Annotated in this window: 20 protein-coding genes; 3 read left to right on the forward strand and 17 right to left on the reverse strand. The window is 48.8% G+C overall.

Annotation, left to right across the window (positions count from 1 at the left end; genetic code table 11):
* Both Q0G26_RS09045 and Q0G26_RS09050 read right to left on the reverse strand, forming a co-directional pair.
* A partial coding sequence (locus tag Q0G26_RS09045; protein WP_293830008.1) for an S-layer homology domain-containing protein occupies positions 1 to 347 on the reverse strand: 347 nt, incomplete at its 3' end.
* Between the two features lie 679 nt (positions 348 to 1,026).
* The gene (locus Q0G26_RS09050) at positions 1,027 to 1,710 is read right to left on the reverse strand and encodes a DUF554 domain-containing protein (RefSeq protein WP_293830009.1); all 684 of its coding nucleotides are present in this window, start codon (positions 1,708 to 1,710) and stop codon (positions 1,027 to 1,029) included.
* Between the two features lie 146 nt (positions 1,711 to 1,856).
* On the opposite strand from Q0G26_RS09050, the gene Q0G26_RS09055 reads away from it, so the two are divergent.
* On the forward strand, positions 1,857 to 2,462 hold the full coding sequence (locus tag Q0G26_RS09055; RefSeq protein WP_293830011.1) for a DUF3298 and DUF4163 domain-containing protein: 606 nt from the start codon (positions 1,857 to 1,859) through the stop codon (positions 2,460 to 2,462).
* Positions 2,463 to 2,532: 70 nt separating this feature from the next.
* Here Q0G26_RS09055 and Q0G26_RS09060 read toward each other — a convergent pair whose 3' ends face one another.
* From Q0G26_RS09060 to Q0G26_RS09125, 14 genes are all read right to left on the reverse strand, one after another.
* On the reverse strand, positions 2,533 to 2,991 hold the full coding sequence (locus tag Q0G26_RS09060) for a cytidine/deoxycytidylate deaminase family protein (protein WP_293830012.1): 459 nt from the start codon (positions 2,989 to 2,991) through the stop codon (positions 2,533 to 2,535).
* A gap of 6 nt (positions 2,992 to 2,997) precedes the next feature.
* Entirely contained in the window at positions 2,998 to 3,618 is a 621-nt protein-coding gene (upp, locus tag Q0G26_RS09065; protein WP_293830013.1) for a uracil phosphoribosyltransferase, read from the reverse strand.
* A 61-nt stretch (positions 3,619 to 3,679) separates the two neighbouring features.
* Positions 3,680 to 4,930, reverse strand: coding sequence for a serine hydroxymethyltransferase (gene glyA / locus Q0G26_RS09070; RefSeq protein WP_293830015.1), 1,251 nt, complete (start codon positions 4,928 to 4,930; stop codon positions 3,680 to 3,682).
* A 317-nt stretch (positions 4,931 to 5,247) separates the two neighbouring features.
* The gene (locus tag Q0G26_RS09075) at positions 5,248 to 5,805 is read right to left on the reverse strand and encodes a TIGR01440 family protein (RefSeq protein ID WP_009146083.1); all 558 of its coding nucleotides are present in this window, start codon (positions 5,803 to 5,805) and stop codon (positions 5,248 to 5,250) included.
* A 69-nt stretch (positions 5,806 to 5,874) separates the two neighbouring features.
* Positions 5,875 to 6,321 carry a ribose 5-phosphate isomerase B gene (rpiB, locus tag Q0G26_RS09080; protein ID WP_293830017.1) on the reverse strand — a complete coding sequence of 149 codons (447 nt, stop codon included), beginning with the start codon at positions 6,319 to 6,321 and terminating at the stop codon, positions 5,875 to 5,877.
* A gap of 50 nt (positions 6,322 to 6,371) precedes the next feature.
* Positions 6,372 to 7,478, reverse strand: coding sequence for an L-threonylcarbamoyladenylate synthase (locus Q0G26_RS09085; RefSeq protein ID WP_293830019.1), 1,107 nt, complete (start codon positions 7,476 to 7,478; stop codon positions 6,372 to 6,374).
* Complete coding sequence (gene prmC, locus Q0G26_RS09090; protein ID WP_293830021.1) at positions 7,441 to 8,364, reverse strand: peptide chain release factor N(5)-glutamine methyltransferase; 924 nt, start codon at positions 8,362 to 8,364, stop codon at positions 7,441 to 7,443. Before prmC ends, Q0G26_RS09085 begins: the two co-directional genes overlap by 38 nt.
* 1 nt (position 8,365) lies before the next feature.
* The gene (gene prfA / locus Q0G26_RS09095) at positions 8,366 to 9,433 is read right to left on the reverse strand and encodes a peptide chain release factor 1 (protein WP_293830023.1); all 1,068 of its coding nucleotides are present in this window, start codon (positions 9,431 to 9,433) and stop codon (positions 8,366 to 8,368) included.
* A gap of 23 nt (positions 9,434 to 9,456) precedes the next feature.
* Positions 9,457 to 10,335 (reverse strand): DUF1385 domain-containing protein, encoded by an 879-nt coding sequence (locus tag Q0G26_RS09100; RefSeq protein ID WP_210683825.1) that lies wholly within the window; start codon positions 10,333 to 10,335, stop codon positions 9,457 to 9,459.
* Positions 10,336 to 10,400: 65 nt separating this feature from the next.
* Complete coding sequence (gene rpmE, locus Q0G26_RS09105) at positions 10,401 to 10,604, reverse strand: 50S ribosomal protein L31 (protein ID WP_021720275.1); 204 nt, start codon at positions 10,602 to 10,604, stop codon at positions 10,401 to 10,403.
* 117 nt (positions 10,605 to 10,721) lie between these two features.
* Positions 10,722 to 12,041: an ATP-binding protein gene (locus Q0G26_RS09110; RefSeq protein ID WP_293830025.1), complete on the reverse strand. Its 1,320-nt coding sequence runs from the start codon at positions 12,039 to 12,041 to the stop codon at positions 10,722 to 10,724.
* A 20-nt stretch (positions 12,042 to 12,061) separates the two neighbouring features.
* Positions 12,062 to 13,765, reverse strand: a complete 1,704-nt coding sequence (ade, locus tag Q0G26_RS09115; RefSeq protein WP_293830027.1) for an adenine deaminase — start codon at positions 13,763 to 13,765, stop codon at positions 12,062 to 12,064.
* 19 nt (positions 13,766 to 13,784) lie between these two features.
* Positions 13,785 to 15,164: an NCS2 family permease gene (locus Q0G26_RS09120; RefSeq protein WP_293830028.1), complete on the reverse strand. Its 1,380-nt coding sequence runs from the start codon at positions 15,162 to 15,164 to the stop codon at positions 13,785 to 13,787.
* Positions 15,165 to 15,255: 91 nt separating this feature from the next.
* The gene (locus Q0G26_RS09125) at positions 15,256 to 16,116 is read right to left on the reverse strand and encodes a methionyl aminopeptidase (protein WP_293830030.1); all 861 of its coding nucleotides are present in this window, start codon (positions 16,114 to 16,116) and stop codon (positions 15,256 to 15,258) included.
* A gap of 176 nt (positions 16,117 to 16,292) precedes the next feature.
* Between Q0G26_RS09125 and Q0G26_RS09130 the strand changes: the two genes are divergently transcribed.
* Together Q0G26_RS09130 and Q0G26_RS09135 are read left to right on the forward strand one after the other, a co-directional pair.
* Entirely contained in the window at positions 16,293 to 16,937 is a 645-nt protein-coding gene (locus Q0G26_RS09130) for a DedA family protein (RefSeq protein ID WP_210683817.1), read from the forward strand.
* A gap of 219 nt (positions 16,938 to 17,156) precedes the next feature.
* Positions 17,157 to 18,194 carry an aminotransferase class I/II-fold pyridoxal phosphate-dependent enzyme gene (locus Q0G26_RS09135; RefSeq protein ID WP_293830031.1) on the forward strand — a complete coding sequence of 346 codons (1,038 nt, stop codon included), beginning with the start codon at positions 17,157 to 17,159 and terminating at the stop codon, positions 18,192 to 18,194.
* A gap of 160 nt (positions 18,195 to 18,354) precedes the next feature.
* Here the strand turns inward: Q0G26_RS09135 and Q0G26_RS09140 are convergent, their stop codons facing one another.
* Entirely contained in the window at positions 18,355 to 19,554 is a 1,200-nt protein-coding gene (locus tag Q0G26_RS09140) for a DHHA1 domain-containing protein (RefSeq protein WP_293830032.1), read from the reverse strand.
* Between the last annotated feature and the right edge of the window lie 32 nt (positions 19,555 to 19,586).

A 19,586-nucleotide genomic window follows, 5' to 3' on the forward strand; every position in this document is an offset into this window, starting at 1 on the left:
TAACGCAGTTCACCGGTGATCTTTACGTTGTCAGCTTTTTTCTCCAGGTTAGCAACGCGAACGCCCAGGTTATCCAGTTCGTCAGCGAATTCAGCAGCCAGTTTGTCAACGTTAGCGCCTTTAGCCATTGCTTTAGCAACGATTTGAGCCATTTCATAACGAGTCATCAGTTTGTCGCCACCGAAAGTGGTGTCGCCATAGCCTTCAACTACGCCAGCAGCAGCCAGTTTGTTGATGCTGTCATAAGCCCAGTGGCCAGCAGGAACGTCAGAGAACGGGTTAGCAGCGTAAGCGGATGCGGTTACACCAAGAGCCATTGCCATTGCGAGTACTAAGGATTTTTTCATTGTAATTTCCTCCTCTTATCTTAAGAGATTTTTATTTATTACAAAATCCTTCGCAAGTCCCCGCCTGCAAGTCCGGTAAGAGTTGCCTTGTTTCCTCTACCACGCAAAGCTTCGCCTATGTCAAGGATTTCATAATCAAGGGGTGAAATTTTAGATTTGAGTAACTCTCTTTGCGATTTACTCTAACCTAAGTCATACTTATATTATAATCATGGGTGACTACCTAGTCAAGAGTCTTTTTCAGAAAATTTTTAACAGAATAAGAATTATTCCTAGTAAGAATCTTTACAACGACAAAGCAGCGCCTTGCACCAGCCTGCCAGCGTTGGAGCAAAACACTTGCCAAAGTCATTTTTAACGCGTTTTAAAGTATACTTACGAAAATTCCCGAAAAATTGAAAGTATACTTTCGGAAATTCGCCGAAAATCGTAAGTATACTTTCAATTTTGCTTGTGCTGTGCTTTTTCCTGCGCAAGCGTAAAAAAAGCAGCAGTGCCATGCGTTCGGCACTGCTGCTTTCAGAGGGTTGATGTTGTGAAAGGATGTATAAAAAAGAAAAGGGGTATTGTGTATCAGCTAGAGGGATTGGCTAACTGATGAATTTATTATAAAGCCAACTGACTGATTAGTCAATGGATAATCTGTGAACTTTGCATCCTTTTGATGAACTCTAAAAAATCATTTTATCGCTGCTATCAGTGCGTAAAAAATCGGCGGCACGATAAGTGCAGGCAACATGTTAAGCGTTTTGCAATCGCGCAGCTGCAAAATCCCCAGGCCGCTGCTCATCAGAAAAATGCCGCCCAAAACAGAAATCTCGCCCATCAGCGCCGGTGTCATGTAAGGAGCAATCACGCCGGCGAAAAGATAAATGCTCCCCTGCCACAACAGCAGCACCAAGGCCGCCGCTGCAATGCCAATGCCATAGGCCGAGCCAAGAATAATTGACGAAACAAAATCAAGCGTCGCGTTGGTATACAGATAAGTATTATTGCCGTTAAGCCTGCTTTCAATCGGCCCCAAAATAGAAAGGGTGCCAATGCAGAACAGCAAAATAGCGGTTGAAAGTCCTTCCGCCAGCTTGCTGCCACCCTTAGCGCTTGCCAAAAGCTTGTGAAAACGTCCGTCGATATCCAGCCACGTTCCTATAACAGTACCGATGGCGATGCTGGCGATGAATAATACCGGATAGGTTGTTTTCGGCATATTGCTGACAAAGGCGTTCGCTCCCAGGCCCACGGTTGCCAAACCAAGGCCGTCGAAAAGCGCTGTTTTGTAGCGTTCATTAACACCTCTGCTGAGAAAGCTGCCGATTACAGAGCCGCTTAAAATTGCACTTACATTAACGATTGTTCCTAACATTTTTTAAGTCCCCTCAAGTTTACAAATACTTCCTGCGCAGGCTACAAAGATTTTACACTTCCCCCGCTCAGGTATCTTTACAGATACCCTTTTATTTTATACTATATTAGTACCAAATACAATTCCTACAAGGGGGGTAAACACGAATGAAAAAAACACTTCTCACGTTATTTTTGGCGATGACAGTAGCAGCAGGTGCGTCGGCTGCACAGCAAACCGAAGTTGACAAGGGCGACCGCTTTGACTATAAATATCCTGTTTTCACGCAGGAAAATCCGCAGGCAGCAGAGCGCATGAATCGCGATATCCAAAAAATGGTCAATAAATCGCGCAAGGATTTGCGCCACCCGGATATGCGTGCTGTCGGCAGCAATTATGAGGTTATTTACGAAAACGACCAGTTTGTCTGCCTCACCTTCAATACCTGGTACTATTATGACAGGGCTGCTCATGGTATGTATTATACCCACGGCATTGTTTATGACAAGGCTACCGGCAAGCGCATTCCCTACACCCGCTTCATGGAAAAGCTGGACGCCGAGCAGCTGAAGCAGGATATCAAAGCTAAGAAGCTGCCTGTTTACGGTGCAGATTTGAAGACTGTCAGCGAAGCGCCGTTCATTGATAACATCGACAAATTTAAAGTAAGCAAGGATTATATCATCACCGAGGACGGTCATCTTTATCTGATGTACCAGCCCTACGAGCTTGACTGCTATGCCGCAGGCGTTACCTATGTCAAAGTAAAATAAGCATAAAAAATCAAAGCACTGCTCTGCATCTCCCGTAAGGAAATGTAAGCAGTGCTTTTTTACAGCATATTTACTTCTTATTCAGCACGCAGATTTCAATTCCCGACGCAGCCATCATATCCTCCGCCAGCTTATCCGGATAAGGATTAGCATAAACAATGCGCTTAATGCCTGCGTTAATCAAAATCTTGGTGCAGACCACACAGGGCTGATGCGTACAGTACAGCGTACCGCCGTTGACAGACACACCATGATAGGCAGCCTGTACAACAGCATTCTGCTCTGCGTGAATACCGCGGCACAGCTCGTGCATCTGCCCGGAAGGCACATGCAGCTGCTCGCGCAGGCAGCCCGTAACCTCGCAGTGAGGCAAATCCTTAGGCGTACCGTTATAGCCTGTAGCTACAATCTGTTTATTTTTGACGATCACTGCGCCCACACTGCGGCGCATACAGGTTGAACGACTGCTGACTACCTTGGCAATCTCCATAAAGTAGTCATCCCAGCCAGGTCTTGTTTTGCGTTCCATAATTTTTTATACCGTACCAAAAATTCTGTCGCCTGCATCGCCCAAGCCCGGCACAATGTAGCCATGCTCATTGAGATGGTCATCAAGCACAACAGTGTAGATAGGCACATCAGGATGTGCAGCATTCAGCTTCTCTACACCTTCGGGAGCAGCAACGAGGCACATAAAGCGCAGGTTCTTCATACCGCGCTTTTTGAGCTGGTCAATAGCAGCAATAGCACTGCCGCCGGTTGCCAGCATCGGGTCAACAACGATAGTATAAGCGTCCATATCCGCAGGCAGCTTGCAGTAATACTCCATCGGCAGCAGAGTTTCTTCGTTACGGCTCATGCCGATATGACCAACATTGGCTTCGGGAATAACACTGAGTACGCCCTCCATAAAGCCCAGGCCTGCACGCAGGATAGGCACAACAGTGACACTGCCTTTAATACGGCAGCCGGTGGTTTCACACAGCGGAGTGGCAACCTTTACTTCTTCCACAGGTAAATCTCTGGTGGTTTCAAAGGTCAACAGCGCTGCAACCTCACTGATGATATGGCGGAAGGTTACGCTCTTGGTATCCTTGTCACGCAGGATAGTCATTTTTGCTTGCAGCAAAGGATGGTTTACTACATTGATTTGCATTGGATATATCGCTCCTTTTCTTATTAAGACGAAGCGGATAAAGCTTTATCGGTCGTCTTAATTATAAATTAGTGTATAACGGATACTTAGCGCACAGTGCAGCAACGCGTTTTGCAGCCTCTGCATGCTTATCAGTATCTTCAGGGTTATTGAGCACCAGGCCCATAATAGCCGCAACCTCTTTGAAGTCCTCTTCTTTGAAGCCACGGGTAGTAGCAGCCGGAGTACCCAGACGGATACCGCTGGTTACAAACGGGCTGGCAGGATCAAACGGAATAGTGTTTTTATTGCAGGTAATGCCAATATTATCCAGCAGCTTTTCTGCTTCCTTACCGGTCAGGTTTTTATTGCGTACATCAACCAGAATCAGATGGTTGTCGGTACCGCCGGAAACAAGGCGGAAGCCTTCAGCCTTCAGGCCTTCGGCAAAAGCCTTGGCATTCTTAACAATGTTTTCTGCGTACTCTCTGAATTCAGGCTTCAGAGCTTCGCCGAAAGCAACAGCCTTAGCAGCAATAACGTGCATCAGCGGGCCACCCTGGATGCCGGGGAAAATAGCCTTGTTGATTTTCTTGGCATATTCCTCATTGTTGGTCAGAATCAGACCGCCGCGAGGACCACGCAGAGTTTTGTGGGTAGTAGTGGTTACGATATCAGCATACGGAACCGGAGACGGATGCAGGCCTGCTGCAACCAGACCGGCGATGTGTGCCATATCAACCAGCAGCAAAGCGCCGTTAGCATGCGCAATTTCAGCGATGCGTTTGAAATCGATAATACGCGGATAAGCGCTGGCACCGGCAACAATCAGCTTCGGATGATGCTCTTTAGCCAGCTTATCCATAGCTTCATAATCAATCAGCTCGGTTTCCGGATTAACGCCATAATGAACAACGTTAAAATAGGTACCGGAAATATTTACCGGGGATCCATGGCTCAGATGACCGCCTTGGGACAGGTCCATACCCATGATGGTGTCGCCGGGTTTCAGGAAAGCAAAGTACACGGTCATATTGGTGCTGGCACCGCAGTGAGCCTGTACGTTAGCATATTCAGCATGGAATAATTTTTTGGCACGTTCGATTGCCAAAGTTTCAACCTTATCAACATATTCACAGCCGCCATAATAACGATGACCGGGATATCCTTCTGCATACTTGTTGGTCAGTACACTGCCCATAGCCTCCATTACTGCGGGAGTAACAATGTTTTCGGATGCAATCAGTTCGATTTTGTCACGTTGGCGGTTCAGCTCCGCATCAATGTAACCTTTCAGCTCAGGATCAACTACGCTAAGTTTTTCCAGATTCATTTTAAGTCCCTCCTAAAAATAAAACATTAAATATCAACCAGTTTTATCCACAAGTTGTGGATAAGCGCTCAAAAATTCTGCTCTACTAAAAGACGCAGATGGTGCCTTATACCATACGGAAGATTTTAAATCGCTCAAAAGATGCCAAATGCTGCGTATTATTCCAACGGCGTATTTTTCATACGTCGAGGAAATGATAACGACGCAGATGGTGCTATGGACGATTGTAAATCGCTCAGAAGGTGCCAGATGCTAGGCGTCACTGCCGACGGCGTATTTCTATACGTCGAGGCAGGGACAACAACGCAGATGATAATTTATGGGCGATTTTCCAGATATTGGGCACGCGGTCCCCCAACCAACGGCGGACGAGTTTTAGCGGCAGTCAGCACTGCTTCGCCAATTTTTTTATATTGCAGGCGTACAGGTACAGCAACTCGTTTGAGATGCATGCCGATGAGCGTCTGGCCAATATCAATACCAAGATGGGCAGAAATCTTTTCTACCACTACGGGTTCAGCAAAATTTTCGTAGGCAGCAGTTGCCATAGCGCCGCCGGCATGAGCCACCGGACGCACAGTAACCTCCTCAAGATTGTAGCGTTCAGCTGTTGCTGCCTCCACTACTAAGGAACGGTTGAGATGCTCGCAGCATTGTACGGCAAGATAAAGCTCGTGTGCATCGCACACAGCCTTCAGCGCCTTGAACATAGCAACAGCTGTTTCACTGCTGCCACCGGTGCCGATTTTGTTGCCGAGTACTTCGCTGGTGCTGCAGCCAAGCACGAAAATCTGTCCCTTTTTAGGCTTTGCTATACTAATGAGCTCTTCAGCAGCTGCTGCCAGCTCCTTAGCTATTTGCATATTTGTTTCCATTGTTGCTTTACTTCTTTTCTGTTTATTTTCAGAAACGCAAGAATCGTTTAAGCTGCAACGCAAAGACGATTATTTTGCTTCCAAATCCATGATTTTATTTACACGGCGTTCATGACGACCACCGGCAAATTCGGTTTCCAGCCAGGCGTCGGTAATCATTTCTGCCAGACCTACGCCCAGAACACGCTCGCCCATGCAGAGAACGTTGGCATTGTTATGCTCACGGCTCATTTTAGCGGAGAAAACATCACCGCACAGAGCAGCACGAATGCCCTTGCATTTATTAGCAGCGATAGAAATACCGATGCCGGTACCGCAAATCAGAATGCCCTTTTGCGCACCGCTGGCACCGCTGGTAATATCCTCGCACAGCTTAGCAGCATAGTCAGGATAATCTACGGAATCTTCGCTGTAGGTACCATGGTCAACAACCTCGATGCCTTTATCCTCTAAATATTTTTTGATATGCTCCTTCAGATGGAAGCCGCCATGATCGCATGCAATTGCAATTTTCATAAATAATCTTCTCCTCTCCTGCTTTTAAATGCCAAATTTATCTTTAACCCTTATTGTAACATAAATGTCGGTAAATTTACATTATTTTTTAAGTGCAGGCTACCGTTTTCCAGCGTTACAATCTGGTAGCCCGCAGCCTTACGCAGACGGTTCATGATTGCCAGTCCCAGGCCATCCTCCTCCACGCCTTCGGCGAGGATGACGTCCGGACAGGTCCGGTCAAAATCACGCAGCAGGTAGAATAAATCCGCCGCCAACTGCTCGCGGCTGTCGCCCCAGCAGGAAAGCTGCAAACGCTGCTTTTCCACAAGCGCTGCCAGCTCGCTCTCCAGCTCACGTCCGCAAAGCACGCCCACGGTTTTGCCCTCAGCCAAAGCTTTAGCAATAACCTGCGGCAAACATTTGCAAGCTTTGCCTTCAAACAGGTACACAGGTGCCTTCGGCGCATAATGACGGTACTTCATTCCCGGTGCCTTGGGCTTAAAGTTTTTATCACCCTGCAGCGCCGGGTCGATTTCTACCGCACCCATAACCTCCGTCAGCATTTCATAGGTAATGCCACCCGGTCGCAGGATAGTGGGAACAGCACTCGTTGTATCCACCACGGTGGATTCCAGACCGATGCCGCAGTTGCCGCCATCAAGCATACCGGCAATTTTGCCCTGCATATCCTCCAGCACGTCCTGAGCATTCGTCGGACTAGGACGTCCGGAAATATTGGCCGACGGCGCCGCAATCGGACAACCGCAGGCACGGATAAAGTCCTGGGCAAATTTATTGGATGGGAAGCGTACAGCGACAGTTTCCAGTCCTGCGCTTACAGCATCAGGCACAATCGAAGACTTATTTACAATCAGCGTCAGCGGTCCCGGCCAAAAATGCTCCATGAGCTTTTTGGCATTGGCGTTCAGTCCTGTTGTCAGCTGCCCAATATCCTCCTTTTGCGCAATATGCAAAATCAGCGGATTATCATTCGGTCTGCCCTTAGCAGCAAAAATCTTGCCTACAGCCTCAGGATTCAGACCATCCGCACCCAGGCCGTAAACTGTTTCCGTCGGGAACGATACAACCTCACCCGCACGGATTAATGCCGCTGCCTGCTGCATAACCTCCTGATTATCAGAGTTCTTTTGTAATTTCCAGTAGGATGTTTTCATATTTATCCTCACCCTCTTTTTCTTTTAAAGCAAAAACCATGCGCGGTATACCTGCATAGTCCTGGCGCACGGCAACCTTGGCAAAGCCATGCTCCAAGCACAGCTTCTGTACCGCCTCGCTTTGGTCAATGCCGATTTCAAACGCCAGCAATCCATCCTCAGCCAGATGCTCTGCCGCCTCGGCACAGATGCGACGGTAAAAATCAAGTCCGTCCGCACCGCCATCAAGCGCACTGCGCGGCTCCTGCTGTACATCCTGCGCCAGCGTCGCAATATCGGCAGCAGGAATATACGGCGGGTTGGAAACGATGATATCAAACTTTTTCTCCACAGGCACGTTGCTGAATAAATCGCTTTGGCGGAAGGCCACGCGCTTGTCTACGCCAATCGCTGCAGCATTTTCCTTTGCCACCGCCAGGGCAGCGTTGCTGATATCCACACCCACGCCCACGGCAGCAGGCAGATAATCAAGCAGCGAAACGATAATTGCACCGCTGCCTGTACCGATATCCAGCGCCTTGACAGCGCCATCGGCGCGCAGCATTGGCGCTGCCTTTACCAAGCTTTCCACCAGCAGCTCCGTTTCCGGGCGTGGCACCAGGGTAGCAGGCGTAACCTTAAAGCTGTTGCGCATAAAAGCACGCTCACCGATAATGTAGGCCAGCGGCTCATGCTTAGCGCGGCGCTCTACATAGGAGCGCATCTTGTCGCGCTCCTCCTCACTGAGAGGCTTGTCAAATTCGGTATACAGCTTGATGCGTTCACATTTCAAGACAGCACAAAGCAGCACTTCAGCATCAAGGCGTGGATTTTCCACGCCCTTCGCCTCAAAGTGCTGCTTAGTCCAGTTTAAAATTTCCATAATCGTCCAAACTGGCTTCACCATTTTATTTCACCTGCCGTAATTGTTCGCTTTGCTTAGCAGTAATCAGCGCACCCAGCAGCTCGTCCAAGTCGCCATTAACAATGCTGTCCAGCTTATGCAGCGTCAGACCGATGCGATGGTCGGTAACGCGTCCCTGCGGATAGTTGTAGGTACGGATGCGCTCGCTGCGGTCGCCTGTGCCTACCTGGCTCTTGCGGTCCTCGGCAGTAGCGGCACGCTGCTCCTCCTGCGCCTGCTCCAGAATACGCGCACGCAATACGCGCATACATTTTTCACGGTTCTTCAGCTGAGATTTTTCATCCTGACACTGTGCTACAATGCCTGTCGGAATATGGGTAATACGTACTGCAGATTCGGTTTTGTTTACGTACTGGCCGCCGGCACCGCCTGCACGGTAGGTATCTACACGCAGGTCTGCAGGATTAATCTCTACGTCAACCTCTTCAGCCTCCGGCAGTACAGCCACGGTAACGGTAGAGGTGTGTACACGTCCCTGAGATTCGGTTTCCGGCACACGCTGTACGCGATGTACGCCGCTTTCAAATTTCATACGGCTGTAAACGCTGTCGCCGCTGATCTGGAATACAACTTCCTTGAATCCGCCCAGCTCAGTCGGGTTGGAATCCATAACCTCAACACGCCAACCACGGGTTTCTGCATAACGCAGATACATACGGAAGAGAACACCGGCAAAAAGCGCAGCCTCATCACCACCGGCACCACCGCGGATTTCCACGATAACGTTTTTGTCATCGTTCGGGTCGGAAGGCAGCAAAAGAATCGTGAGCTTCTCCTCATATTCTTCAATCTGCGGCTTAAGCTCCTTCAGCTCCTCCTTAGCCATTTCAACCAGCTCTTCATCATCGCCTGCTGCGAGCAGCTCCTCTGCCTCGTCGCGAGCCTTAATCATATCGCGGTATTCACGGTAAGCGGTAACAATCGGCTCCAGCTTAGCATGCGCTTTGGTAGCCTTCAGCCAGTTGGTCTGGTCGGCAATAACATCGGGGTCACTGATTTTTGCCTCTAAGTCTAAATATCTGTCTTCTAGTGCCTGCAATTTGTCGAGCATTAGAAATTCTCCTCTCAAATGTTTTACTCTATAATTTCTTCAGGCGGCAAAACTGCCTTCAGCGAAGCAATCGCCACCTCAATCTGGCTGTCATCAGGCTGACGTGTAGTCAGCTTCTGCAGCAAAAGTCCCGGCATAATCGCCATATGCACCAGCTTATTATCGTTATGCGCTCCGGCAAAACGGATTATCTCATAGCTGACGCCTGCAATTACCGGCATCAGCACTACGCGGGAAGCAATGCGCTCCAGCAGGCTGGGCCAGCCAAGGAAGGTAAAAATAAACATGCTTATCAGCATGACAATCATCAGAAAGTTGGTACCGCAGCGCGGGTGCAGCGTGCTGAACGGACGCACATTTTCTACACGCAGGGGCAAGCCTGCCTCATAGGTATAAATAGTTTTGTGCTCCGCACCATGATACTGGAAGACGCGCTGAATATCCTCCATCGAGGAAATAGCCGCAATATAGGCCAGGAAAATAACCATACGCAGCACGCCCTCAGCCAGGTTGAGCATCATCGGATCCTCAGTCAGCTCATGCAGAAAACGCATCGACCAGGTCGGAATAACGATAAACAGACCGACAGCCAGCAATACGGAAGTAGCAATAGTCATCGCCATCTCCTTGCCTGTCAGCTGTTCATCCTCTTCGCCGGAAACCTGTGCCGAATAGGCCAAGGCCTTAATACCGTCATATAATGATTCAAATAAAGCAATAACGCCGCGAAGCAGCGGTTTTTTCAAAATAGGATATTTATCACGGATACTGTTGACAGGATTTACATCCACGGCAATTTCTCCGTCCGGTTGGCGCACAGCAACAGCCACCTTATGTGGTCCGCGCATCATAACGCCCTCAATTACAGCTTGTCCGCCTACAGATAATTTTTTCGTGCTCATAGATATACTCCATAAAACTAAATAAAGCAGAACCCGCATGTGCAAGCCCTGCCTTATTGTATAGATTATTGTTCTTTGTTGTAACGTTTGTTGAACTTCTCGATACGACCACGAGCAGCTACGTTACGTTGTTGACCAGTGAAGAATGGATGGCATTTAGAGCAAACATCCACGCGTAATTCTTTCTTAGTGCTACCAGTTACGAAGCTTGCACCACATGCGCAGGTAGCAGTAACTTCACCGTAATTCGGATGAATCTTTTCTTTCATTCTTTACACCTCTCTTTGCTAAGAACATTATATTCATAATTTAGAAGCTGCCTTGCTTGACAAAGCGGCTTGCATTAACACTAGATTAGTGTAACATATCCTACAAGTAAACGCAAGCTATTTTTTACTAAAATCGGCAACACCCTGCAGATAATTAATAAACTGCTGCGCTGTACGTCCGGAAATGCCGCCGTGATGCAGCTCCCACTTCCGCGCTTCGGCACAGAGAAAGTCGTCAGCAAGCTCCAGTCCCTGCTTTTTAGCCAGCTCGCAGACAATTTTATAGTACTCCTTCTGCGTAGGCTGTCCATAATAAATCGTGCAGCCGAAGCGATTAACCAGAGAAAGCTTTTCCTGCATCGTATCCGACTTATAGATACCATCCTCCTGCGTTACATCGTTGCGGTCCTTCCACGTTTCATTAATCAGATGTCTGCGGTTAGATGTAGCGTAAATCAAAATATTATCAGGGCGCACCTCCAGACCGCCTTCGATGATAGCCTTCAGATATTTGTATTCGATTTCAAATTCCTCGAATGACAAATCATCCATATAAATAATGAAGCGGTAATTGCGGTTTTTAATTTTGGCAATCACCTGCGCCAGGTCGCGGAACTGATGCTTGTAGATTTCAATCATCCGCAGGCCCTGATCGTAATATTTGTTTATCAGCGCCTTAATACTGCTGGATTTTCCTGTACCACTGTCGCCGAAAAGCAGCACGTTATTTGCCGGGCGGCCTGCTACAAAAGCCTCCGTATTTTCCAGCAAGCGCTGCTTCTGGTCCTCATAACCGATAAGGTCAGCAAAGGTAATCTGCTCCGTATTGGATATCGGCACCAGCTCCGGCTCGCCCTGCTGCGCCTCCGCTATACGAAAGGCCTTGTTTAGACCAAGCTTGCCCACGCCATAATCATGGTAGAACTTAGTAACGCAGGCGAAAAATTCGTCAGCATCGGCAGCGCCTTCCAAAGCAGTGCTGAGCGCCTGCACCTTGTCGCTGATATTTTTGTTGTAACGACGCTCCTGCTTCACTACAGCCTGATAATTGCTGATTAACGAAAAGCAGTTAATCTCCAGCGCACGCTCCAGCTCGCTGAAATCATAGGTAAACAGCTGCTGAAAGATTTTAAAGTCATGCTTGGCAAACTGATTAACGCTGCCATCGCAGGCACCAACCTTTTCGCAGGTAATGGCAAAGGGATTTTCACAGCTGACAAGCAAATAGGCCAGATAATTATGCCAAAGATTTTTGTCAAAGCCATAAACAGTGCCGATATCAAGCAGCTTATTTATCTGCTCGTAGATTTGCGCTGTAAGCTTCTCGCGGTTATAATTGCCGCCGGCAAACCTCGCGCAGATATCTGCCAGCGGCTCCAGCAAATTATCTGCCGGCAGATTACGGTAAACAACTAATTGTGATACAAGCTTATGCATATCTTTCCCCTCAAATATCTTTATTTTATAAATTCAAATTTTTCCGTGTCGAACATACCCATATCTGTAATGCGCAGCTTGGGAATAACCGGCAGCGCCATAAAGCTCAGGCTGATAAACGGGTCGATACCATCTGTTACGCCTTGTGCATGCGCCTCGGCAGCAATCTTGTCAAGACTGCCGATTAACTCCTCGGCAGGTGCGCTGCTCATCAGGCCGCAGATATTCAGCGGCAGTGTATCAATAACCTCGGTGCCCTTGACCAATGTATAACCACCCTGTACACGTACCAGCTCCTTAGCGGCAGCATTCATAGCTTCAGGACAGGTGCCGATAACAATCAGATTGTGTGAATCGTGCGCCACAGTTGTCGCTACCGCGCCATCCTTCAGCCCATAACCACGCAAAAGGCCGAGGCCAACATTGCCGGTGCCGTGATGTCTTTCCAGCACGGCAATCAGATACACATCACCTTGTTCCAGAGCAGCGGCAATATCCTTGCCCATAATCGTGCTCTTTTCTGTAAAAATTTCACCGGGAAGCATAGTGATAACAGGATACTCCCTGTCGTCTGCAAAATGCGATAAAGAGAAGGTTGTGACATCAAACTCTGCAGGCTTCACGCTGCCCTGCAGGCTGGCGTTTGGCGTAACAGGCGTAATCTTTTCGCAAGCCTTGAGCGCATCCACGCCCTTATGGAAGACGGCCTGCGGTTTCAGGCTTTGCAGGTCATCAAAAACTACCAGATCCGCCTGCCAGCCGGGAGCAACGGCACCCACGCGGTGCAGGCCGTAAATACGCGCAGCGTTGATGGTTGCCAGACGCAGAGCACGCACAGGCTCCATGCCTAATTCTATCGCCATTTGTACGCAGTGACGAATAGTTCCTTCGTGGCGGATATCGGCAAGATGCTTATCATCTGTACAGAAGGCCAGACTGCTGACGTCAATCCCTTCTTCAATAACGCCGCGCAAAATTGCCGTAAGATTACGCGAAGCACTGCCCTCGCGCACCAGCACAGCCAGACCGTTACGCAGCTTTTCCTTCGCCTCGTCCCAGCTGATGCTTTCATGGTCGGTATCAATACCGCTGGCGACATAGGCAGCCAGCTCCTTGCCACGCACACAAGGTGCGTGACCGTCGATTACGCGGCCCAAACTCTGAAACAAGTCCAGCTTTTTCTGTACCTCAGCGGAATTATAAATAACTCCGGGCACGTTCATCATCTCGCCCATGCCCAGTACACCAGGCTCATTGACAAGCTTAATCATATCGCGCGCATCCATCACACAGCCGCTGTGCTCAAAGCGTGTGGCAGGCACGCAGCTCGGCAGGTTCACATAATAGTTCAGCGGCATCTGTCCGCCGGCCTCCAGCATATAATGAATGCCTGCTGCTCCCGCTACGTTGGCAATCTCATGCGGGTCGGTAATCAGCGTGGTTACGCCCCAGCGCAGCTCCTCAGCGCAGTAATGCTCAGGCACAGCCATCGAGCTTTCTACATGGCAATGTGCGTTAATCAGACCGGGCGCAACATATGCTCCCTTCAGGTCGATGATTTTTTCTGCCTGGTCATAGCTGCCGACACCGGCGATAACGCCATCGGCAATGGCAACATCAGCTTCATAAATTGTTTCGGTCAGCACGTCAACAACCCTGCCGTTCTTTAAAAGAATATCAGCAGGGCTGTTACCGAGTGCGACCGCTCTTACACGGTCCATCATATTGATTACCTCAATCCTTTTACACGTAAATATATTTCAGGATAAAGATTACTGCCAGCACATATACAATCCAGCTGGTTTTTTTGTTTTTGTATTCACCGCTGAGCAGGTTAATTGCCACATAGGAGATAACGCCCATGGAAATACCTTCGGAGATAGAATACATAAAGGGCATTGCTACTGCTGCAACAAAAGCAGGAATAGCCTCAGTCATATCATCAAAGTCTACATTAAGCAGGCTGCTTACCATCAAAAAGCCTACAATTACCAGTGCCGGGGCGGTAGCGAAGGCAGGAATTGCCAGGAAAATCGGTGCAAAGAACAGGCTGAGGAAGAACAGAATTGCTGCAGTAACAGCAGTAAGACCGGTACGGCCGCCGACAGCAACGCCGGCGCTGCTTTCTACGAAGGTAGTAACGGTAGAGGTACCCAGCAGCGCACCACCGGTAGTAGCGATGGAGTCAGCCAGCAGAGCGCCTTCAATCTTCGGCAGCTTGCCGTCCTTGTCCAGCATTTTAGCCTTGGAAGCAACACCGATCAGAGTACCGAGAGTATCAAACAAATCTACAAACATGAAGGAAAGCATGATTGTAATGAAGTTAAAGGTGAAGATAGCACTGAAGTCCAACTGCATAAATGTCGGTGCCAGGCTGGGAACAGAAATGCCGTTAGCAAAGCTGGGCATAACGGAGAACATACCGAGCTTCGGATTCGGTACATAAATGCCGGTCAGCTCGCAAATCATGCCTAAGCCCCAGGTAACCAGAATACCAACGAGGATACCGCCGGGAACCTTTTTCGTCATCATTACCGCAGTCAGCAGAATGCCGATAAGTGCCAGCAAAGCACCGATACCGGTGGACCAGAAGGTGCCATCTGCCAGAGCAGCTTTAAACGGATAAAGGCCAACGAGAGTCGGTCCCGCAACAACGAGCTTGGAATTCTGCAGGCCGATAAAGGTGATGAACAGACCTATACCGCTGGTAACGCCAAACTTCAATGCAGGTGGAATGGAGTTGAACAACGCTTCGCGCACCTTAGTCAGGGACAGAACAATGAACAGAATACCTTCAACAAAAACTGCTGCCAGCGCAACCTGCCAGCTGTAACCCATCTGTCCTACAACAGTATAAGCAAAAAAGGCGTTCAGGCCCATACCGGGAGCAAGCGCAAAGGGATAGTTAGAAAACAGCGCCATTAGCAGAGTACCAAGGCAGGCACCCAAAGCAGTAGCAGTAAACACCGCACCTGCATCCATACCGGCAGCACTTAAAATGCCGGGGTTAACGGCCAAAATATAAGCCATCGTCATAAAGGTGGTGATACCGGCAAGAATTTCTGTGCGGACATCCGTCTGATGTTCCTTCAGGCGGAATGTTTTTTCCAAAAAGTCTGTCATTATTATAGCCTCCTATGCTATCTATTTGCCCAGGCTACAGGGCCCGGGCACAATAATAAAGATTAAGGCTGCCTGCACAGCCGTCAAGCCATTAATAGGTTAAAATCTCCGGACCGTTTTCGGTAATCAGGATCTGGTGCTCCCATTGAGCAGAAAGACTGCCGTCACAGGTATAAACAGTCCAGTTATTGGTCTCGTCAATGCAGATATCCTTGTGTCCCATGTTAATCATCGGCTCAATAGTGAATATCATTCCCGGTACAAGCACCATACCGGTTTTGCGCTTGCCTACATGGCAGACGAACGGATCCTCGTGGAACTCTACACCAACGCCGTGGCCGCCGAATTCTTCGACAACGGAATAGCCGTGCTTATGTGCCAGCTTGGAAACGGCAGCGCCGATATCTCCCAGGAAACCCCAAGGCTGAGCTGCTTCAATACCACGCAGCAGACATTGCTTGGTGATTGCAACCAAATCTGCAGCCGGTTTAGTAACCTTGCCAATCATAAACATACGGGATGCGTCAGCATAATAGCCATTGTAGATAGTAGAAACGTCTACATTAACAATGTCACCGCTGCGCAGCACGTCATGCTCGCTGGGAATGCCATGGCAAACCTGGTCATTGATAGAGGTACACACGCTCTTCGGGAAACCCTCATAGCCTAACGGTGCAGGAATAGCGTTATGTGCTACTGTATATTCGTAAACGATTCTGTCGATATCAGCAGTAGTCATACCGGCCTTAATATATTTGGCAACCTCATCCAGTACACCCGTATTGATTTTGCAAGCTGCACGAATACCTGCAATCTGCTCCGGGGTTTTAATCATATCGCGGTCAGGAACCTCGCAGCCCTGAGCCTGCAGCAACGCAATTTTTGCATCATTCATTTTGTGGCAATCTGCATATGCTTTACCGCTGCCACACCAACATAATTCTTGGTCCAACGAAAACACTCCTTATCTCAATAATTGTTACAACTTGTACATTACAACCTTATGACTTCTATTTTACCACATATTTAAGGGAAAAATCACATTTTCGGCTTAAAATTCTCTTACAACGTTCGGTTTTTTGTGTTAAAATAATTTTATATAACTCAAGGTTAAGAAAGGAAATTTTTATGGAAGCATATGCAATGTATTTTATCGATTTAATTCTGCACCTGGACAAGCACCTGCCGGAAATTATGATGGCCTACGGTCATCTGATTTACGCCATCCTGTTCATGGTAGTGTTCTGCGAAACCGGTCTGGTAGTCACCCCGTTTTTACCGGGCGATTCGCTGCTTTTCGCCTGTGGCGCTCTTGCTGCTGCTGCACCCGAAGGCATGGATATCAAAATTATCGTGCCCATCTTTTTAGTTTCGGCTGTGCTAGGTGATGCCTGCAATTATATGATAGGCGAGCATCTCGGTATGCACATGATTAAGAAGAACATCATCAAAAAGGAGCATGTCGACAAGGCCAGCGCTTTTTATGACAAGCATGGTCACAAGGCTATTTTCCTGGCCCGCTTCGTGCCGATTGTTCGTACCTTTGCACCCTTCGTTGCCGGCATCGGCAAAATGCACTACCTGACCTTTGCTCATTACAATGTCATCGGTGCCGTAGTGTGGGTATTTCTCTTTGTGGGCGGCGGTTACTTCTTCGGCAACATCCCTGCCATCAAGCATAATTTTACGCTGGTAACTCTGGGCATCGTTGTCTTTTCCCTGCTGCCTGTGTTATATGAATTCGTAGGCAAGAAAATTTTAGGCAAGAAGTAAGAAGGTCTTGGAATTTTGGTAACAGGCTCTCCTACGATAGACAAGGTGAATTGCCCGCAGGACAAGAGAGAGCACCCTGGGGTGGTTGGCATTGCGCAGCGCGCTATTTATATATTCCCCTCTCAGTCAGCTTCGCTGACAGCTCTCCCCGAGGAGAGCCTTTACACTATCAAGCTATTAAAATACACATATAAAACAAAAAATTGAAGGTGATTTAAAATGACTTATCGTTTCAACAGTGACTACACCGAAGGCTGCCATCCTGCAGTCCTCGAAAAGCTTGTGCAAACCAATATGGAACAGACCGACGGCTACGGCCTTGATCCCTACTGCGACGAAGCACGCAAATTGATTAGAGAAGCCTTCGCCTGCCCGAACGCTGACGTGCACTTTCTTGTTGGCGGCACCCAGACCAACCTGACGGTTATCTGCGCTGCCTTGCGTCCGCATCAGGCTGTTTACGGCGCTGTTCCCAGCCATATCAATACGCATGAGGCCGGTGCTATTGAGCATGTAGGCCACCGCGTACTGCCGCTTCCGAGCGAGGACGGCAAGCTTACTGCCGAGCAAATCCGCCACGAATGGAAAATGTACGATACCGATCCCAGCCGTGAGCATTGGGCTCAGCCAAAAATGGTTTATATCTCCCAACCGACTGAAATCGGCAGCATGTACAGCAAAAAAGAGCTGCAGGATTTATATCAGGCCTGCAAGGACTGCGGTCTTTACCTCTTTGTTGACGGCGCACGCTTAGGCTATGTTCTCGGCGCTCCCGACAACGATATGACTGCAGCAGATTTGGCAGCCAACTGCGACGTTTTCTATATCGGCGGCACCAAATGCGGCCTGCTCTTCGGAGAAGCAGTTGTTATTTTGAACGATGCACTCAAGCCCGACTTCCGTACCATCGCTAAGCAATGCGGTTCCATCATGGCCAAAGGACGCCTGCTCGGCGTACAGTTCGGCGCACTTATGAAGGATAATCTTTACAGCAAAATCTGCGGTAAAGGCACACTGCAAGCGCTGAAAATCCGTGATGCACTGTTAGCCAAAGGCTTTAAGTTCGTTACCGAATCCCCCACCAACCAGCAATTCGTTATCATGACTCCGGCGCAATTTGAAAAGCTGAGCGAGGAATTTGCTCTCAGCCACATCGCTTACCTGGAGGACGGCAATTACAGCGTGCGCATCTGCACTAGCTGGGCAACCAAGGACGAAGAGGTTGACAGACTCATCGCTATGATCAACGAGCTGTAAGCTTGACAGAAAACGTAAATTTGCTATAATAAAGACAAAGAGAGACTCTGACAGTCGCGTGTCAGCCCTCTCCGTTTATTGTTATTTTGTAAGCAAAATTACTTACGTGTAGACGTAAATAAAAAGACGGTCGCTTGACCGTCTTTTTATTTTGCACTTTTTACTTCAGTTTTTCTACAACGCTCTGCAGCTTTTCCTGCCAGTCGGCGCAATAATCCGCACCGCCCTGCGCGCAGTCGCTCTTGCCGCCGCCACGGCCGCCAAAGGCTTCGTTGAGCAGCTTGATAACACTGCGGCAATCGCCTGCAGTATCCATGCCCAAAGCAACTGCGTAGCTGATGCGCTCAGGCTGCACTGCTACCAAAAGGCTCAGCGTGTTGTCCAGTGCGGTAACCTTCGGCAGAAAGACTTTGATATCCTTGGCATCGTGACCTTCCATAGGCAGAGTCAAAACCTTGACACCATCAGCATTCACCGGCGCAGCAGCATACAGCTCCTGCAGCTTTTCTTCTTCAATCTTCAGCAGCTTGCTCTTGGCAACATCAAGCTGTGCAAGCAAATCATTTTTCTGCTTACTTACGGCAGCAGGCACCTGCTCAGGCTTTACGGAAAGACTTGCAGCTACGCTAAGCAATGTGCTGTTCTTGGCGTCCGCATCCAAAAGTGCTCTGCGGCCGCAGACAAACTCTACGCGGCAACCGCCCTTGTGCTTTTCATGACGGATAACCTTAACGCTGCCCAGCATCCCCGTAAACGGCGGATGCGTACCGCAGCAGGTACAGATATCAGCGTCCTCAACCGAAACAATACGCAAAGTGCCTGTCAGCTTGCTGTTGAACTTACGCATTTTATCCTTCAGCTTAACAGCCTCTGTGCTGTCCATATAGCTGATATGTACCGGGCGATTCTCCCAGATAATCTCATTCGTATATAATTCTGCCTGCAGCAGCTCCTCGTCCGTCAGCTCCTTATCAAGGTCAATGAAAACATCATCCTCATTCATATGAAAGCCGATGTTATTGGCCTTAAACAGCTTCCAACAGGCGTAGGACAAAAGATGCTCGCCCAAATGCTGCTGCATTCTGTCCAGACGCACAGGCCAGTCCAGCACAGCCTCCACCTCAGCGCCTACCTCCAACGGCTTGTCGCACTCATGGTAAATGTGACCGTCATTTTCGCTTACATGGCTTACGACAGCATCAGCCAGCTTGCCTCTGTCGCTCAGCTGACCGCCGCCCTCCGGAAAGAAAACAGTCTGGTCAAGCTCAACCAGATATTTGCCATCCTTCGGCGTGCAGGTCGTAACCTTCGCCACGCACTGTTTGAGCAAAGAATTGTTTTCAAAAAGCTTAATTGTCATTTTTTATTCCCCCTCATGAAATCTATCTGTCT

This window comes from uncultured Phascolarctobacterium sp., assembly GCF_934190775.1.
GTDB lineage: Bacteria > Bacillota > Negativicutes > Acidaminococcales > Acidaminococcaceae > Phascolarctobacterium_A.

Bases quoted from the DNA above. Each gene is read 5' to 3' on its own strand.
- Q0G26_RS09075 (WP_009146083.1), bottom strand. From the start codon at position 5,805: ATGGAAACAAATATGCAAATAGCTAAGGAGCTGGCAGCAGCTGCTGAA.
- glyA (WP_293830015.1), bottom strand. From the start codon at position 4,930: ATGAATCTGGAAAAACTTAGCGTAGTTGATCCTGAGCTGAAAGGTTAC.
- prfA (WP_293830023.1), bottom strand. From the start codon at position 9,433: ATGCTCGACAAATTGCAGGCACTAGAAGACAGATATTTAGACTTAGAG.
- Q0G26_RS09100 (WP_210683825.1), bottom strand. From the start codon at position 10,335: ATGAGCACGAAAAAATTATCTGTAGGCGGACAAGCTGTAATTGAGGGC.
- rpiB (WP_293830017.1), bottom strand. From the start codon at position 6,321: ATGAAAATTGCAATTGCATGCGATCATGGCGGCTTCCATCTGAAGGAG.
- ade (WP_293830027.1), bottom strand. From the start codon at position 13,765: ATGATGGACCGTGTAAGAGCGGTCGCACTCGGTAACAGCCCTGCTGAT.
- rpmE (WP_021720275.1), bottom strand. From the start codon at position 10,604: ATGAAAGAAAAGATTCATCCGAATTACGGTGAAGTTACTGCTACCTGC.
- Q0G26_RS09120 (WP_293830028.1), bottom strand. From the start codon at position 15,164: ATGACAGACTTTTTGGAAAAAACATTCCGCCTGAAGGAACATCAGACG.
- Q0G26_RS09110 (WP_293830025.1), bottom strand. From the start codon at position 12,041: ATGCATAAGCTTGTATCACAATTAGTTGTTTACCGTAATCTGCCGGCA.
- Q0G26_RS09135 (WP_293830031.1), top strand. From the start codon at position 17,157: ATGACTTATCGTTTCAACAGTGACTACACCGAAGGCTGCCATCCTGCA.
- Q0G26_RS09085 (WP_293830019.1), bottom strand. From the start codon at position 7,478: ATGAAAACATCCTACTGGAAATTACAAAAGAACTCTGATAATCAGGAG.
- upp (WP_293830013.1), bottom strand. From the start codon at position 3,618: ATGCAAATCAATGTAGTAAACCATCCTTTGCTGCAAGCAAAAATGACT.
- Q0G26_RS09140 (WP_293830032.1), bottom strand. From the start codon at position 19,554: ATGACAATTAAGCTTTTTGAAAACAATTCTTTGCTCAAACAGTGCGTG.
- Q0G26_RS09055 (WP_293830011.1), top strand. From the start codon at position 1,857: ATGAAAAAAACACTTCTCACGTTATTTTTGGCGATGACAGTAGCAGCA.
- prmC (WP_293830021.1), bottom strand. From the start codon at position 8,364: ATGGTGAAGCCAGTTTGGACGATTATGGAAATTTTAAACTGGACTAAG.
- Q0G26_RS09060 (WP_293830012.1), bottom strand. From the start codon at position 2,991: ATGGAACGCAAAACAAGACCTGGCTGGGATGACTACTTTATGGAGATT.
- Q0G26_RS09050 (WP_293830009.1), bottom strand. From the start codon at position 1,710: ATGTTAGGAACAATCGTTAATGTAAGTGCAATTTTAAGCGGCTCTGTA.
- Q0G26_RS09130 (WP_210683817.1), top strand. From the start codon at position 16,293: ATGGAAGCATATGCAATGTATTTTATCGATTTAATTCTGCACCTGGAC.